Here is a 15,096-nt window from a genome sequence, read left to right on the forward strand (position 1 = left end):
CGCGGCGCTCAGAACTGAATGCCCGATCGCTCAGCGACCGTATGCATGTCCTTGTCGCCGCGGCCCGACAGATTGACCAGAAGGTACTTGTCCTTCGGCAGCGTCGGCGCGAGTTTCGCGGCATAGGCCAGCGCGTGGCTGGACTCCAACGCCGGAATGATGCCTTCGATTCGGCAGCAATCGTGGAAGGCTTTAAGCGCTTCTTCGTCGGTGATGCCGACATATTCCGCGCGTTTGCTGTCTTTTAGCCAGGCGTGCTCGGGGCCGACACCGGGATAATCCAGGCCCGCCGACACCGAATGCGTCTCGATGATCTGGCCGTTTTCGTCCTGAAGCAGGTACGTGCGGTTGCCGTGCAGTACACCGGGGCTTCCGCCGATCAGCGACGCAGCGTGGCGACCGGATTCGATTCCGTCGCCGGCTGCTTCGACGCCGATCAGTTTCACCGAAGTGTCGTCAATGTACGGATAAAAGATGCCCATTGCGTTCGAACCACCGCCAACACACGCAATCACCGCGTCCGGCTGACGGCCGACGAGTTCGGGCATTTGCACCTTGCACTCGTCGCCGATCACGCGCTGGAAGTCGCGCACCATCATCGGGTAAGGATGCGGTCCCGCCACCGTGCCGATGATGTAGAACGTGTTCTCGACGTTGGTGACCCAGTCGCGCATGGCTTCGTTCAACGCGTCCTTCAAGGTTCGCGAGCCCGACTCGACCGGCACGACTGTCGCGCCGAGCAGCTTCATGCGGTATACGTTGGCGGCCTGGCGGCGCACGTCCTCGGAGCCCATATAGACCACGCATTCCATGCCGAAACGCGCGGCGATGGTCGCCGTCGCCACGCCGTGCTGACCGGCGCCAGTTTCCGCGATCACGCGCGGTTTGCCCATGCGTTTAGCAAGCAACGCCTGGCCGATCACGTTGTTGACCTTGTGCGCGCCCGTGTGATTCAGGTCTTCGCGTTTGAGGAAAATCTGCGCGCCGCCGAGCATTTCGCTCCAGCGCTGAGCGTGATAAATCGGCGACGGACGGCCGACGAAATACTTCAATTCGCGCTCGTATTCGGCGACGAATGCCGGGTCTTGCTTATATTTGTCGTATGCCGCACGCAACTCGTCGAGCGCGTGGACCAGCGTTTCAGCGACGAACACGCCGCCAAATTGGCCGAAATGGCCCCTTTCGTCAGGCAAGTTATACATGGTGATCACTCTTCTCAGTGTGGCGCGCGGCTCTCGTGCGAGACAACCGCAGCGCCGGAATCATTCGGCGTCCGCTGCGCGCACCGCGCGTACGAACGCCGCCATCCGGGCGTGATCTTTCACGCCCTTGGCGCCCGGCGTTTCGATGCCGCTCGAGACATCGACCGCGTACGGGCGCACGCGATGGATCGCTTCACTGACGTTTTGCGCGTTCAACCCACCACTCAAAACGGCCCGACGCGCGAGCTCTGCTGGAATAAGTGACCAATCGAAGACCTTCCCGCCGCCGCCGTACCCTTCGACATGGGTGTCAAACAGAAGGCCGCTGGCTGATGAATAGCTAAGTGCCGATTTTACCAAATCGGCCGGCTGAGTATCCGCCGCAACGCGCAACGCGCGCAACCAAGGCAAACCCGCAACGCTGGCGAGCGATTCGCACTGCTCGGGCGTCTCATCGCCGTGAAACTGCAGCAACGTGAGTCCGACGTTGCTCGCAACCTCGCGAATCCAGTCCGCCGTGGCGTTGACGAACAAGCCGACCACCGAGACGAACGGCGGCACATCGTGCACCAGCTCGACTGCCTGCGCGACGCTGACCGAACGCGGGCTCGGCGGGTAGAACACGAGGCCGATTGCGTCGGCACCGAGATCGATCGCCCGGGACACGTCTGCGGGCTTCGACAGGCCGCACAGCTTGATGCGCGTGCGATGCGGCGCGGCCTGCTGCTGGGCGCCTTCGTGGGATTCGTTCGCGAGGTTTTCGGTTGAGTTCATGTTTGCGCTTGCTCGGTCCATACGGTATTCCACGGCACGCTGCCCGTTTGCGGCGCGGGCACGGCGAATTGCTCAGGATAGCCCACCTGCGCCAGATACAAACCGTCCGGCATGAAGGTCGGCGCGGCGAAATCGCGATCGCGGCTCGCGAGCACCTCGGCCATCCATTCGACCGGGCGGCGGCCGCCGCCGATGTACACCAGGCAGCCCATCAGGTTGCGCACCATGTGGTGCAGGAACGCGTTCGCCCGAAAACGGAAATGGACGAAGTCGCCCTGTTGCTTCACGTCGATCTGATACAGGTGCTTGACCGGCGTTTTCGCCTGGCATTGCGACGAACGGAACGCCGAAAAGTCGTGTTCGCCGAGCAGATGCGCGGCGGCCTTCTGCATCGCGTCGACGTCGAGCGATGTATGCACCCAGCCGGCCCGAGTCGCCAGCATCGGCGAGCGCACTGGATGGACGTACAGCACGTAGTAATAGGTCCGCTCGAACGCCGAGAAACGCGCGTGGAACTCGTCGGGCATCGGCTTGGCCCACTGCACCGAGATCGTCTTCGGCAGGAACGAATTGGTGCCGCGAACCCACGAAACGTCTGCACGATCCAGCTCAGTGTCGAAGTGCACAACCTGCCCAAGGCCATGCACACCCGTATCCGTACGCCCCGCGACGACGGTTTGCACCGGCGTCCGCGCAAACTCGCGGAGCGCCCGTTCGAGTTCGTCCTGCACGGTGTTGCGGTGCGGTTGCGACTGCCAGCCGCAGAATGCCGAACCGTCGTACTGGACGCCTAGAGCAATACGCTTCACGACAACGGGGCGAGCGTCGAGAGCAACGCGCGGGCCTCGGTGCGCGTACCCGGATCGTTCGTCTCGATCACTTCGTTGATGAGCGCGCGCGCGCCGGACAGATCGCCCAGCTCGATGTATTCGGCCGCCAGTTCGAGCTTATTGCGGGCGATGCGGCTGAGATCGTTCTGCGTGAACGCCGGCAACGGCTGGGCCGGGCTCGGCGGCAACTCGAGATCGAAATCGAGCTTCAACGCGCCGAAGCCGGCCGCACCCAGGCCCGTGCCAAACCCCGCGCCCAAGCCTGCGACGGACGCGTGGCCTGCGGTGCCCGCGGTGATTTCGTCGGCAACGTGCGGCGTCTCGTCCGGGTCGGGCAACGGCACAGCCTGTTGTGCAGTGGTTTCCGGCGACGCCACCGGCTGGCTCGACAGTGAGGCGGGCGCTTGCAAGGCATCGGCGGACGACTCGACGCGCGGCGGCAACGGCATGTCGAGGCTGCCGAACGCATCGACGGCGTCGCGCGGGAATTCGGTCGGCACGGCTGCGGGTGCGGGCTGCGCTCGCGGTTCTGGCTCGCGGGTCGGCGAGGCATCGGACGGTAACGTTTGAACCGGTTGATGCGGCTCCTGCGCCAGTTCACTATGCGCTCGCTGCGCCTCGTCCTGCAACGGCTCAGCTGGCGAAGCCGCATCGCTGTGAGACTGACTGAACGCCGGAGTTGACTGCGGCTCGACGTGCGGCTGCTGGAGATCGACTGGCGGCACGTTCAGATGGCGCTGCGATTCGATCGACGGCTCGAGCCGCGCGGCCGGCGTATCGTCCCATTGCAGACGATGAGCGGGTTCCTCGTGCAGGAAGGCGTCGTCGACGGGCTCAAGCGGCGTCAGCGGCAAGGCGTCGGCGCCGAGTTCCGCAGCGGCGGCAAGACTTGCGGCCGTGGTCGCGCTGTCGAAGTCGTCGTGGTGGGGCCCGGGGAGAGGTTCCGGAATCGAACCGCCCTGAGCGGACGGAGCGACGTTCGGACTCAATTGCGCAGGTTCGACGGATGCGGGCGCGGCGTCGCGCTCTTGCGAGATGTGGTCGGGCGCGTTGAGGCCGGGTGACGGGAAGGTCGTGTGGGCTGCAGCGGGTTGATTTTCTGCTGCACGTTCCCCGATTGCGCGTTCTACTGCTGCGCGCTCGGCTTCGGCCTGCTCTGCTGCCGTGCGTTCTGCTGCTGCGTGTTCAGCCTCTACTTGCTCCGCTGCAGTGCGTTCCGCCGCCGCGTGCTCTGCCGCTGCCTGCTCTGCTGCCGTACGTTCCGCTGCCGCGTGCTCGGCCGCTGCCTGCTCTGCTGCCGCACGTTCAGCCGCAGCCTGCTCTTCTGCTTTTTCCGCCGCCTCCCGCGCAGCGGCCTGACGAATCTCCGCGTCGCGCTCCGCCGCGACCCGTTCTTCCATTTCACGCGCCGCCGCGTCGCCTTCCGCAGCTTCACGCTCCGCAGCCGCCAATGCCGCCGCGTTTCCAACGGGCAAATCATCGCCGACATCCGACGCTCCGCGCGCCGGAATCTGCTCGCGCGTCGACACGACGTCCTGCGGGCCCGTTGCCCGCGCGGACGCCGCCCCACCGCCATCCGCCGACGCAGCTTCCGCCGCCAGACGTTCGCGCTTACGCCGGCCCATGCGCAGCGCCGCCAGCAACGCGACCAGCGCCGCGCCAATCGCCGCCGCCACGCTCAACTCCGTCTGCGACATGCCAGCACCACTCGACGTCGATGCCACGGGCGTAGAGCCGTGACTCGGCACAGCCGCCGCTGATGACACGCCAACCGCCGGTTGCGCGACGCCGGTCGACGCCGTGTTCGTAGCGGGAGGCGTCCCGCCGATACCGTGTTTCTGCAACTCCATCAGCACGCGATTTTTCAGCGCGAGCAATTGCTGCAGGCTCGACACTTGCGCACGCGGTTGCGATGCCGGCTGCGCGGCGGTCGTCGCCGGAGTCGTTCCGGCACCAGCCGCTGATGCGCCTTCAGCCTCGCTAGCTGACGGCTGAATCGAACCGGACCACGCATGAGTACCGCTGGCCGGCAATGCCGCCGCCTGAGATCCCGCGATCGGCGCCGACGAAGCCGTGCTACCCGGCGTCGCCGAACTCGCTTCAGTGGCCGCACTGGCCATCGCAGAAACAGCGGGGGCGGCTGGCGCCGCAGCGCTTGCTGCGCTTGCCGCCGCCGCGTTGGCCTGCGCCACGGCACTCGCCGCGCTAGTCGCAGATGCCGCATTAGGCGCCGAGGCAGGCGCAGCCGCGACACCCGCCGCCGACGCCGCCAGCGCACCCGACGCATCCAGCACCGGCACCGTCAACACCGCACCCAGCCGCAACCGGCTCGGGTCGTGGCTCATGAAGGCATTCGGGTTCGCATCGAACAACGCGCGCGAGGCACGTGCGAGCGTCGCCTTGTCGTGCGACTGCGTGACGGCAATCGCCACGTCGTTCAGCGACTGCCCAGGCCGCACCGTCACTTGACCACCGTTCGCGTACGAAACGGAGGCGGCGTCCGGTGCGCTCGCGGCATCGCCCGGTGCGGCGGCCGCGCTGCCCATGCCAGCGCACACAAGCGCGGCGGACACAGCGGCGGCGGCCGTCAATCGGCTCGCACCCGGAAGATTGAACATAGCCCGAAGGGATGAGAGTCGAAGGTTCATCGGGACTCCTGGCGCGTCAGCGCGCAGCCCTTTTTTGCGGTTGGAGAGAGACAAGATAATCGGAGCACACAATGAAAAAAGCGCCGCGCAAGCGCGACGCTTCTTGAGTTTTCTACGCGTCGTGAGCGCGTAGTTTACTTTACTTGTCGAGCACAATGCGAAGCATGCGACGCAGCGGTTCCGCGGCGCCCCACAGCAGCTGATCGCCGACCGTGAAAGCCGACAGATATTCGCCGCCCATGGCCAGTTTGCGCACGCGGCCGACCGGCACCGTCAGCGTACCCGTCACCACCGCCGGGGACAGGTCGCGCATGGACGCTTCGCGCTCGTTCGGCACGACCTTCACCCAGTCGTTGCCCGACGCGAGGATGCTGTTCACTTCGTCCAGCGGCACGTCCTTGTTCAGCTTGATGGTCAATGCCTGCGAGTGGCAGCGCATTGCGCCGATGCGCACGCACAGGCCATCGACAGGAATCGAACCCGGCGTGCCCATGGCCGGCTTGCCAAGAATCTTGTTGGTTTCCGCGCCGCCCTTCCACTCTTCCTTCGACATGCCGTTGCCGAGATCCTTGTCGATCCACGGAATCAGCGAGCCGGCGAGCGGCACGCCGAAGTTGTCGGTCGGCATGCGGTCGCTGTTCATCGCGGAAAGCACGCGACGGTCGATGTCGAGAATCGCCGACGACGGATCCGCCAAATCTTCCTTGGCCGCGCCGTACAGCGTGCCCATTTGCTGCAGCAGTTCGCGCATGTTTTGCGCGCCCGCGCCCGAAGCGGCCTGATACGTCATGGCCGTCATCCAGTCGACGAGATTCTCGCGGAACAAGCCGCCGAGCGCCATCAACATCAGGCTAACCGTGCAATTGCCGCCGATGAAATTCTTCTGACCCTTGACCAGCGCGTTCTTGATCACGTCGAGGTTGACCGGATCGAGAATGATGACGGCGTCGTCCTTCATGCGCAGCGACGAAGCCGCGTCGATCCAGTAGCCGTTCCAGCCCGCTGCTCGCAGCTTCGGGAACACTTCGTTCGTGTAGTCGCCGCCCTGGCACGAGATGATCGCTTCGCACTTCTTCAGGTCGTCGATGCTTGTTGCATCTTTGAGCTTGGTCTCGTTTTTGGCGAACGACGGCGCGTTGCCGCCCGCGTTGCTGGTGCTGAAAAACACCGGTTCGATAAGATCGAAATCGCCTTCCTGCTGCATGCGTTGCATCAGGACGCTGCCGACCATGCCGCGCCAACCTACGAGACCTACGTTCATGACTTCATACCCTTCGAATGGAAACTTCCCCGCATCTTTGCCCGCAGTGACCGCGCGGGGAAGATGAGCGGGCACGACGGACGATCAGCGTTTCGTGATCGTTTTCGGGGTAATCGTGATAATGCGCGTTTTGATAGTGGTAATGGCGAGCTCAACCGCACGGGCCGTTTTGCCGTGCAGTTTCGAAATCGAGGAGATTTGAGCCAGTTGTGCCATCACCACAATATACACGAAAACCTGAATCCGGCGACGCCGTTGCTGTCGCTTCGTCCATCGCCGTTGTCTGAATTACACGCGAATCAGCTCGTTTTCGAGGCCGATTCGCGCTTTATACCGCTTTACAGCGCGGCGACCACCGCGTCGCCCATCGCCACCGTGCCGACCTGCTTGCAACCCGGCGTGAGAATGTCGCCGGTACGATAGCCTTGCTCGAGCACCTTTTTAACGGCGCTTTCGATGCGATCCGCCTGCTCCGCCTTGTTCAGCGAATAGCGCAGCATCATGGCAGCGGACAGAATGGTGGCGAGCGGATTCGCGACGCCCTTACCGGCGATGTCCGGTGCCGAGCCGTGCGACGGCTCGTACAAGCCCTTGTTGTTCTTGTCGAGCGAGGCCGACGGCAGCATGCCGATCGAGCCCGTCAGCATGGCCGCTTCGTCGGAGAGAATGTCGCCGAACATGTTGCCGGTGACAACCACGTCGAACGCCTTCGGCGCCTTCACCAGTTGCATCGCCGCGTTGTCGACATACATGTGCGACAGTTCAACGTCCGCATATTCCTTCGACACGTCGATCATCACGTCGCGCCAGAATTGCGAGGTTTCGAGCACATTGGCCTTGTCCACGCTCGTCAGCTTCTTCTGGCGCTTTTGCGCCGCCTGAAACGCGACGTGCGCAATGCGGCGCACTTCGGGCTCCGAATAACGCATTGTGTCGAAACCTTCCTTCGCGCCTTCGAACAGCCCGTCCGGCGACGAACGCACGCCGCGCGGCGCGCCGAAATAGATGTCGCCGTTCAGTTCGCGCACGATCAGAATATCGAGGCCCGAAACGATCTCTTCCTTCAACGACGAAGCGCCCGTGAGTTGCGGATAGCAGATCGCCGGACGGAAGTTCGCGAACAGTTGCAGGTGTTTGCGCAGACCCAGAATGGCCTGCTCCGGACGCAGCGCGCGTTCGAGCGAATCGTACTTCCAGTCGCCAACGGCGCCGAACAGGATCGCGTCAGCTTCTTTCGCCAGCGCCAGCGTCGAATCGGGCAGCGGGTGGCCCTTCGCTTCGTAGCCCGCGCCACCAACCGGCGCTTCTTCAAGTTCGAACTTTTCGCCGAGCACGTTCAAAACCTTGACGGCTTCCTTGACGATTTCGGGACCGATGCCGTCGCCCGGCAAGACTGCGATCTTCATGCGAATTCCTTGAGGTTTGATTCGAGAATGAGAGTGCCCTCAGACCTGTCGCTGCGCGTCAGGCCCCCCGCGGGGGACGAGAAAACTTGAGGCGACCCGGCGTTTTCTTGCGAGCGTGAATCTGCGGGCGGGCCTTGATCGGCCCTCATGCATTTAGCCGACGATGCGGTGCGCCAGCCAAGGCTGCTTCGCAATACGCTCTGCTTCGAACTGGCGAATCTTGTCCGCGTGCCGCAGCGTGAGGCCGATGTCGTCGAAACCGTTCAGCAGGCAGTACTTGCGGAACGCCGCGACTTCGAACGGATATTCGGTGCCGCCGTCCGACGTGCGCACGACTTGCGCCTCGAGGTCGACCGTCAGTTTGAAACCGTTGAACGCATACGTTTCGTCGAACAGGTGATCGACTTGCTGTTCAGTCAGCACGATCGGCAGCACGCCGTTCTTGAAGCAGTTGTTATAGAAAATGTCGGCGAAGCTCGGCGCGATCAGCGCACGAAAGCCGTATTGCTCCAGCGCCCACGGCGCGTGCTCGCGCGAGCTGCCGCAGCCGAAGTTCTTGCGCGCCAGCAGCACCGAAGCGCCCTGATAACGCGGCTGGTTCAACACGAAATCCGGATTCAGCGGACGCTTCGAATTGTCCTGACCCGGCTCGCCGTGGTCGAGATAACGCCATTCGTCGAACGCGTTCGGACCGAAACCCGTGCGCTTGATCGACTTCAGGAATTGCTTCGGAATGATCGCGTCCGTGTCGACGTTTTCACGATCGAGCGGCGCCACGACGCCGGTGTGTACGATGAATTTTTCCATGACGCTTGGCACCTGTTTCGAGACCGGGCGATGCGCGCGGCGGCCGGAAAGCCGCTCGGCGCATGGCCGGCAAAAATCAAAAACCGCTTATTTATCAGCGTGATTGCTGATCGAATTGCCGAGGTGCGACATGTCCTCGCCGAATCCGTGCACCGTGTTGCAACCGGCCAGACCGAGCAACAGCCCAGCCAGCGTACCGAGAGCGAAGCGGCGCAATAGAGTGGTGCGATTGATGTTCTTCATCATGCGTGTTTATCCAAGCTTGCGAATATCGACGAAATGCCCTTCGATGGCCGCAGCCGCAGCCATCGCCGGGCTCACGAGGTGGGTACGGCCACCGGCGCCCTGACGACCTTCGAAATTCCGATTCGACGTGGACGCGCAACGCTCGCCCGGATCGAGCCGGTCGGCGTTCATGGCGAGACACATCGAGCAACCCGGTTCACGCCATTCGAAACCGGCGTCGGTGAAGACCTTGTCGAGGCCCTCACGTTCCGCCTGCGCCTTCACGAGCCCCGAACCCGGCACGACCATGGCCAGACGGATATTCGGCGCCACGCGGCGGCCCAGCTTCTTCACGACGTAAGCCGCGGCGCGAATGTCTTCAATGCGCGCGTTGGTGCACGACCCAATGAAGATTTTATCCGGCTTGATCGACTCGATCGGCGCATTCGGTTCGAGCGCCATGTATTTCAGCGCGCGCTCCATGGCGTCGCGCTTGACCGGGTCTTTCTCGCGATCCGGATCCGGCACGCGGCCGTCCACGGCCGTGACCATTTCCGGCGACGTGCCCCACGTGACTTGCGGCACGATCTCGGCGGCGTTCAGTTCGACCACGCGGTCGAAGTGCGCACCTTCGTCGGTCTTGAACTGCTTCCAGTACTCGACCGCGTGATCCCACTCCACGCCTTCCGGCGAGAACGGGCGGCCTTTCAGATACTCGATGGTGGTGTCGTCGACCGCGACCATGCCGGCGCGCGCGCCGGCTTCGATCGCCATGTTGCAGACCGTCATGCGGCCTTCCATGGAGAGCGCGCGAATGGTCGAGCCACCGAACTCGATTGCGTAGCCGGTGCCGCCCGCCGTGCCGATCTTGCCGATGATGGCCAGCACGATGTCTTTCGCGGTGCAGCCGCGCGGCAGCGCGCCTTCCACCTTCACCAGCATGTTCTTGCTTTTCTTCTGCAAGAGCGTTTGCGTGGCCAGCACGTGTTCGACTTCCGACGTGCCGATGCCATGCGCCAACGCGCCGAACGCGCCGTGCGTGGACGTGTGCGAATCGCCGCAAACGATCGTCATGCCCGGCAGCGTGGCGCCCTGCTCCGGCCCGATGATGTGCACGATGCCCTGACGCAGATCGTTCATCTTGAACTGCGTGATGCCGTAGGCATCGCAGTTCGAATCGAGCGTGTCGACTTGCAGCTTGGAAACCGGATCGGCAATGCCGTGGCTGCGGTCCGTGGTCGGCACGTTATGGTCCGAGACCGCCAGATTCGCGCTGATGCGCCACACCGGACGCTCAGCCAGCTTCAGGCCTTCGAACGCCTGAGGGCTGGTGACTTCGTGCAGCAGGTGACGGTCGATATAGAGAATCGTCGTGCCGTCTTCTTCCGTGTGGATCACGTGTGTGTTCCACAATTTGTCGTAGAGAGTCTGTGCCATGGTATGCGGGGTAGTAATGACTTCGGGCTGACCGTGTCGGTCGATTATGCCACGCAGAGTCCCGCCTGGGCCGCTCAATCAGGGAGAAAACCGATAAAAAACAGGGAGTTGGGTGGTAGTGTCGATACCTGTATGGGCGTTACCCGGCACGCGCGCACACGTGCCCCGCATGTTGCGCCGCCACGCGATTGAGCGCTCACAGCGCGGAATCAGAAGCTGGAAACAAAACGCCCCGACGGAAAACCCGTCGGGGCGTTTTTATCAGCGGCAGACTCCGTACGTCCTAATTCGCAGCACACGCAGCCACGACGAACTATGCGGACTCAAACCCGATCAACGTTGCGCGATCGGCTTGGCTTCACGTTGCGTGTCGCCGATAAACAGTTGACGCGGACGGCCAATCTTCTGTTCCGGATCGGCGATCATTTCGTTCCACTGTGCAATCCAGCCGACCGTACGTGCCATCGCGAAGATACACGTGAACATCGAGGTCGGGATGCCCAGCGCGCGCTGCACGATACCCGAGTAGAAATCGACGTTCGGGTACAGCTTGCGCGACACGAAGTATTCGTCTTCCAGCGCGATCTTTTCCAGTGCCATGGCCAGCTTGAACAGCGGGTCGTCGTGCAGGCCCAGTTCTTCCAGCACTTCGTGGCAGGTTTCACGCATCAGCTTCGCACGCGGGTCGTAGTTCTTGTAGACGCGGTGACCAAAGCCCATCAGCTTCACGCCCGAGTTCTTGTCCTTCACCTGCTTGATGAACTCAGGAATGTTGTCGACCGAGCCGATTTCTTCCAGCATGTTCAGTGCGGCTTCGTTCGCACCACCGTGCGCCGGGCCCCACAGACATGCGATACCAGCTGCGATACACGCGAACGGGTTCGCGCCCGACGAACCGGCGAGACGCACGGTCGAGGTCGACGCATTCTGTTCGTGGTCCGCATGGAGGATCAGGATACGGTCCAGTGCGCGCACCAGCACGTCGTTGACCTTGTACTCTTCGCACGGGTTCGAGAACATCATGTGCATGAAGTTCGCGCTGTACGACAGGTCGTTCTTCGGGTACGCAAACGGCTGGCCGATGCTGTACTTGTAAGCCATGGCGACCAGCGTCGGCAGCTTCGCGATCATGCGAATGGCCGACACTTCACGGTGACGCGGATTGTTGATGTCGAGCGAGTCGTGATAGAACGCCGACAGCGCGCCGACTGCTGCGACCAGAATCGCCATCGGATGCGCGTCGCGACGGAAACCACGGAAGAAGAAGTGCATTTGCTCATGCACCATCGTGTGGTTCGTCACCGTCTTGACGAATTCGGCGTTCTGCTCTGCGTTCGGCAGTTCGCCCTTCAGCAGCAGATAGCAGGTTTCGAGGAAGTCGGCGTTTTGCGCGAGGTTGTCGATCGGGTAGCCGCGATACAGCAGCTCGCCCTTGTCGCCGTCAATGTAGGTGATCGCCGAATTGCAAGCCGCCGTCGACATGAAGCCCGGGTCGTACGTGAACTTGCCGGTCTGGCCGTACAGTTTGCGGATGTCGATCACGTCCGGGCCGAGAGTGCCCTTGTAAATCGGCATTTCAACGCTCGGCGAATTGTCGCTGAACGATAGCGTGGCTTTAACATCTGACGGGGTCATAGCACATCCTCAATCGAAGTATGAAAACAGGGTTTCGATAATTGCACGCCTGGAACAACGGACAAGCTGCGCTCAAAGCCGGTTATGCCGGTCAGGCATTCCGCAGCAGCTCCAGCACCCGGATCAGATCCGGGTCGGCAAGGTCGCCTTCCGGTTCCTTGCGTACAAGCAGCAAGTCCATCAGGTCGTTATCGCTCAGCTCGAGCAGGCGCGTGAGGGCGCCCACATCTGCATCGCTGAGGTCATGCTCATATCGGCTGAAAAAACGCTCAAAGATCAGATCGTTTTCCAGCAGGCCCCGCCGCGCGCGCCAGCGAAGACGCGCGCGGCGGAGAGGGTCGGACTGATGCGATGTTGAATCCATCTCAGACAGCGCGGCGAACCATCAATTCCTTGATCTTGCCAATCGCCTTGGTCGGGTTCAGGCCCTTCGGGCAAACGTCGACACAGTTCATGATGGTATGGCAACGGAACAGACGGTACGGATCTTCCAGGTTGTCGAGTCGTTCGCCCGTCGCTTCGTCGCGGCTGTCCGCGATGAAACGGTAGGCTTGCAACAGGCCGGCCGGGCCGACGAACTTGTCCGGATTCCACCAGAAGCTCGGGCACGAAGTCGAGCAGCTCGCGCACAGAATACATTCGTACAGGCCGTCGAGCTCGTCGCGCTCTTCCGGCGACTGCAGACGTTCCTTTTCCGGCGGCGGCGTGTCGTTGATCAGGTACGGCTTGATCGAATGATACTGGTTGAAGAACTGCGTCATGTCGACGATCAGGTCGCGAATGACCGGCAGTCCCGGCAGCGGACGCAGCACGATCTTTTGCGGCAGATCGTTCATGTTCTGCAGGCAGGCCAGACCGTTCTTGCCGTTGATGTTCATGGCGTCCGAACCGCACACGCCTTCGCGGCACGAACGGCGGAACGACAGCGTTTCGTCAACTGCCTTCAACTTCAGCAGCGCGTCGAGCAGCATGCGTTCGTGCGAGTCGATCTCGATCTCGTACGTTTGCATGCGCGGCGCTGCGTCCTTGTCCGGGTCGTAGCGGTAAATTTCAAATGTACGCTTTGCCATTTCTGAATTCCTTTACCTTGTGCCTTAGAAGGTCCGCGCTTTCGGCGGAACCGATTCGACCGTCAGCGGTTGCATGTGAACCGGCTTGTAGTCAAGGCGATCGCCTTCGCTGAACCACAGCGTATGGCGCATCCAGTTTTCGTCGTCGCGATGTTCGAAGTCGTTTTGCGCGTGCGCGCCACGGCTTTCTTTACGCGCTTCGGCGGAAACCATCGTGGCGCGTGCCACTTCGATCAGGTTCGCCACTTCCAGCGCTTCGACGCGCGCGGTGTTGAACACCTTCGACTTGTCCTTCAAATGGATGTTGTCGACACGGTCAGCCACTTCGCGAATGCGCTCCACGCCCTCGGCCAGCAGCGCTGAGGTGCGGAACACGCCGGCGTGCTTCTGCATCGTGCCGCGAATGTCGTTCGCGACCGATTGCGCGTACTCGCCCGAAGACGAGCTGTCGAGCTTCGCCAGACGCGACAGCGCGAAATCAGCGGCGTCGGCCGGCAGCGGCTTGTGCTCCTTGATTTCCTTCACGTGCTTGACGATGTGGTTGCCGGCCGCGCGGCCGAACACCACCAGGTCGAGCAGCGAGTTCGTGCCGAGACGGTTTGCACCGTGCACCGACACGCACGAGCATTCGCCCACTGCGTAGAAGCCGTTGACCGGATCTTCAGCGCCCCTCGACGTACCCACGACCTGGCCGTTGATGTTCGTCGGAATACCGCCCATCTGATAGTGGATGGTCGGCACGACCGGGATCGGTTCTTTAATGCAATCGACGTTCGCGAACTTCAGCGCGATTTCGCGGATCGACGGCAGACGCTTCATGATCGTCTCGGCGCCAATGTGCGACAGGTCGAGCAGCACATGATCCTTGTTCGGACCCACGCCGCGGCCTTCCTTGATTTCCTGGTCCATCGAACGCGACACGAAGTCACGCGGCGCCAGATCCTTCAGCGTCGGCGCGTAGCGTTCCATGAAACGCTCGCCGTTCGAGTTGCGCAGAATGCCGCCTTCGCCGCGCACGCCTTCGGTAATCAGCACGCCCGCACCGGCCACGCCGGTCGGGTGGAATTGCCAGAATTCCATGTCTTGCAGCGCGATGCCCGAACGCGCCGCCATGCCCAGACCGTCGCCGGTGTTGATGAACGCGTTGGTGGATGCCGCGAAGATCCGGCCCGCGCCGCCCGTGGCGAACAGCGTGGTCTTGCCTTCGAGAATGTAGACGTCGCCGGTTTCCATTTCCAGCGCGGTCACGCCGAGCACGTCGCCTTCGGAGTCGCGGATCAGATCCAGCGCCATCCATTCGACGAAGAACTGCGTCTTGGCCTCGACGTTTTGCTGATACAGCGTGTGCAGCAGCGCGTGACCGGTGCGGTCAGCCGCCGCGCAAGCGCGTTGCACCGGCTTTTCGCCGTAGTTCGCGGTGTGGCCGCCGAACGGGCGCTGGTAAATCGTGCCGTCCGCGTTACGGTCGAACGGCATGCCCATGTGTTCGAGTTCGTACACGGCGTTCGGTGCTTCGCGGCACATGAACTCGATCGCGTCCTGGTCGCCGAGCCAGTCGGAACCCTTGATCGTGTCGTAGAAGTGGTAGTGCCAATTGTCTTCGCTCATGTTGCCAAGCGATGCGCCGATGCCGCCTTGAGCAGCAACCGTGTGCGATCGCGTCGGGAACACTTTGGACAGCACGCAGACCGACAGACCGGCGCGCGCGAGTTGCAGCGAAGCGCGCATCCCCGAGCCGCCTGCGCCGACGATAACCACGTCAAACTTGCGACGCGGCAGAGAATTCTTGATTGCAGCCATT

Annotated in this window: 13 protein-coding genes; all 13 read right to left on the reverse strand. The window is 62.6% G+C overall.

The window, feature by feature from the left end:
- Window positions 1-8 precede the first annotated feature (8 nt).
- On the reverse strand, window positions 9-1,202 hold the full coding sequence (trpB, locus tag BPHYT_RS33875) for a tryptophan synthase subunit beta (RefSeq protein WP_012428633.1): 1,194 nt from the start codon (window positions 1,200-1,202) through the stop codon (window positions 9-11).
- A gap of 60 nt (window positions 1,203-1,262) precedes the next feature.
- Complete coding sequence (locus BPHYT_RS33880; RefSeq protein WP_012428634.1) at window positions 1,263-1,976, reverse strand: phosphoribosylanthranilate isomerase; 714 nt, start codon at window positions 1,974-1,976, stop codon at window positions 1,263-1,265.
- On the reverse strand, window positions 1,973-2,785 hold the full coding sequence (gene truA, locus BPHYT_RS33885) for a tRNA pseudouridine(38-40) synthase TruA (protein WP_012428635.1): 813 nt from the start codon (window positions 2,783-2,785) through the stop codon (window positions 1,973-1,975). Before truA ends, BPHYT_RS33880 begins: the two co-directional genes overlap by 4 nt.
- Entirely contained in the window at window positions 2,782-5,454 is a 2,673-nt protein-coding gene (locus BPHYT_RS33890) for a FimV/HubP family polar landmark protein (RefSeq protein WP_012428636.1), read from the reverse strand. The genes truA and BPHYT_RS33890 overlap by 4 nt, the downstream gene beginning before the upstream one ends.
- Window positions 5,455-5,593: 139 nt before the next feature.
- On the reverse strand, window positions 5,594-6,715 hold the full coding sequence (gene asd / locus BPHYT_RS33895) for an aspartate-semialdehyde dehydrogenase (protein WP_012428637.1): 1,122 nt from the start codon (window positions 6,713-6,715) through the stop codon (window positions 5,594-5,596).
- 338 nt (window positions 6,716-7,053) lie between these two features.
- Window positions 7,054-8,121, reverse strand: coding sequence for a 3-isopropylmalate dehydrogenase (gene leuB / locus BPHYT_RS33900; RefSeq protein WP_012428638.1), 1,068 nt, complete (start codon window positions 8,119-8,121; stop codon window positions 7,054-7,056).
- A 153-nt stretch (window positions 8,122-8,274) separates the two neighbouring features.
- Window positions 8,275-8,928, reverse strand: coding sequence for a 3-isopropylmalate dehydratase small subunit (gene leuD / locus BPHYT_RS33905; protein ID WP_012428639.1), 654 nt, complete (start codon window positions 8,926-8,928; stop codon window positions 8,275-8,277).
- 87 nt (window positions 8,929-9,015) lie between these two features.
- Window positions 9,016-9,174 (reverse strand): entericidin A/B family lipoprotein, encoded by a 159-nt coding sequence (locus BPHYT_RS33910; RefSeq protein ID WP_012428640.1) that lies wholly within the window; start codon window positions 9,172-9,174, stop codon window positions 9,016-9,018.
- 6 nt (window positions 9,175-9,180) lie between these two features.
- Window positions 9,181-10,590 (reverse strand): 3-isopropylmalate dehydratase large subunit, encoded by a 1,410-nt coding sequence (gene leuC, locus BPHYT_RS33915; protein WP_012428641.1) that lies wholly within the window; start codon window positions 10,588-10,590, stop codon window positions 9,181-9,183.
- A 333-nt stretch (window positions 10,591-10,923) separates the two neighbouring features.
- Window positions 10,924-12,225: a citrate synthase gene (gene gltA, locus BPHYT_RS33920; RefSeq protein ID WP_012428642.1), complete on the reverse strand. Its 1,302-nt coding sequence runs from the start codon at window positions 12,223-12,225 to the stop codon at window positions 10,924-10,926.
- 91 nt (window positions 12,226-12,316) lie between these two features.
- Window positions 12,317-12,589 (reverse strand): FAD assembly factor SdhE, encoded by a 273-nt coding sequence (locus BPHYT_RS33925; RefSeq protein ID WP_012428643.1) that lies wholly within the window; start codon window positions 12,587-12,589, stop codon window positions 12,317-12,319.
- A gap of 1 nt (window position 12,590) precedes the next feature.
- Window positions 12,591-13,295 carry a succinate dehydrogenase iron-sulfur subunit gene (locus BPHYT_RS33930; protein ID WP_012428644.1) on the reverse strand — a complete coding sequence of 235 codons (705 nt, stop codon included), beginning with the start codon at window positions 13,293-13,295 and terminating at the stop codon, window positions 12,591-12,593.
- A 24-nt stretch (window positions 13,296-13,319) separates the two neighbouring features.
- Window positions 13,320-15,095 carry a succinate dehydrogenase flavoprotein subunit gene (gene sdhA / locus BPHYT_RS33935; RefSeq protein WP_012428645.1) on the reverse strand — a complete coding sequence of 592 codons (1,776 nt, stop codon included), beginning with the start codon at window positions 15,093-15,095 and terminating at the stop codon, window positions 13,320-13,322.
- Window position 15,096 lies beyond the last annotated feature (1 nt).

Origin of the sequence: Paraburkholderia phytofirmans PsJN, from assembly GCF_000020125.1 — a bacterium.
Lineage (GTDB): Bacteria > Pseudomonadota > Gammaproteobacteria > Burkholderiales > Burkholderiaceae > Paraburkholderia > Paraburkholderia phytofirmans.

What these genes read in the sequence shown, in the direction of transcription:
- leuC (WP_012428641.1), bottom strand. Translation starts at nt 10,590, where the DNA reads ATGGCACAGACTCTCTACGACAAATTGTGGAACACACACGTGATCCAC.
- BPHYT_RS33930 (WP_012428644.1), bottom strand. Translation starts at nt 13,295, where the DNA reads ATGGCAAAGCGTACATTTGAAATTTACCGCTACGACCCGGACAAGGAC.
- leuB (WP_012428638.1), bottom strand. Translation starts at nt 8,121, where the DNA reads ATGAAGATCGCAGTCTTGCCGGGCGACGGCATCGGTCCCGAAATCGTC.
- asd (WP_012428637.1), bottom strand. Translation starts at nt 6,715, where the DNA reads ATGAACGTAGGTCTCGTAGGTTGGCGCGGCATGGTCGGCAGCGTCCTG.
- gltA (WP_012428642.1), bottom strand. Translation starts at nt 12,225, where the DNA reads ATGACCCCGTCAGATGTTAAAGCCACGCTATCGTTCAGCGACAATTCG.
- BPHYT_RS33890 (WP_012428636.1), bottom strand. Translation starts at nt 5,454, where the DNA reads ATGAACCTTCGACTCTCATCCCTTCGGGCTATGTTCAATCTTCCGGGT.
- trpB (WP_012428633.1), bottom strand. Translation starts at nt 1,202, where the DNA reads ATGTATAACTTGCCTGACGAAAGGGGCCATTTCGGCCAATTTGGCGGC.
- sdhA (WP_012428645.1), bottom strand. Translation starts at nt 15,095, where the DNA reads ATGGCTGCAATCAAGAATTCTCTGCCGCGTCGCAAGTTTGACGTGGTT.
- leuD (WP_012428639.1), bottom strand. Translation starts at nt 8,928, where the DNA reads ATGGAAAAATTCATCGTACACACCGGCGTCGTGGCGCCGCTCGATCGT.
- BPHYT_RS33880 (WP_012428634.1), bottom strand. Translation starts at nt 1,976, where the DNA reads ATGAACTCAACCGAAAACCTCGCGAACGAATCCCACGAAGGCGCCCAG.
- BPHYT_RS33925 (WP_012428643.1), bottom strand. Translation starts at nt 12,589, where the DNA reads ATGGATTCAACATCGCATCAGTCCGACCCTCTCCGCCGCGCGCGTCTT.
- BPHYT_RS33910 (WP_012428640.1), bottom strand. Translation starts at nt 9,174, where the DNA reads ATGATGAAGAACATCAATCGCACCACTCTATTGCGCCGCTTCGCTCTC.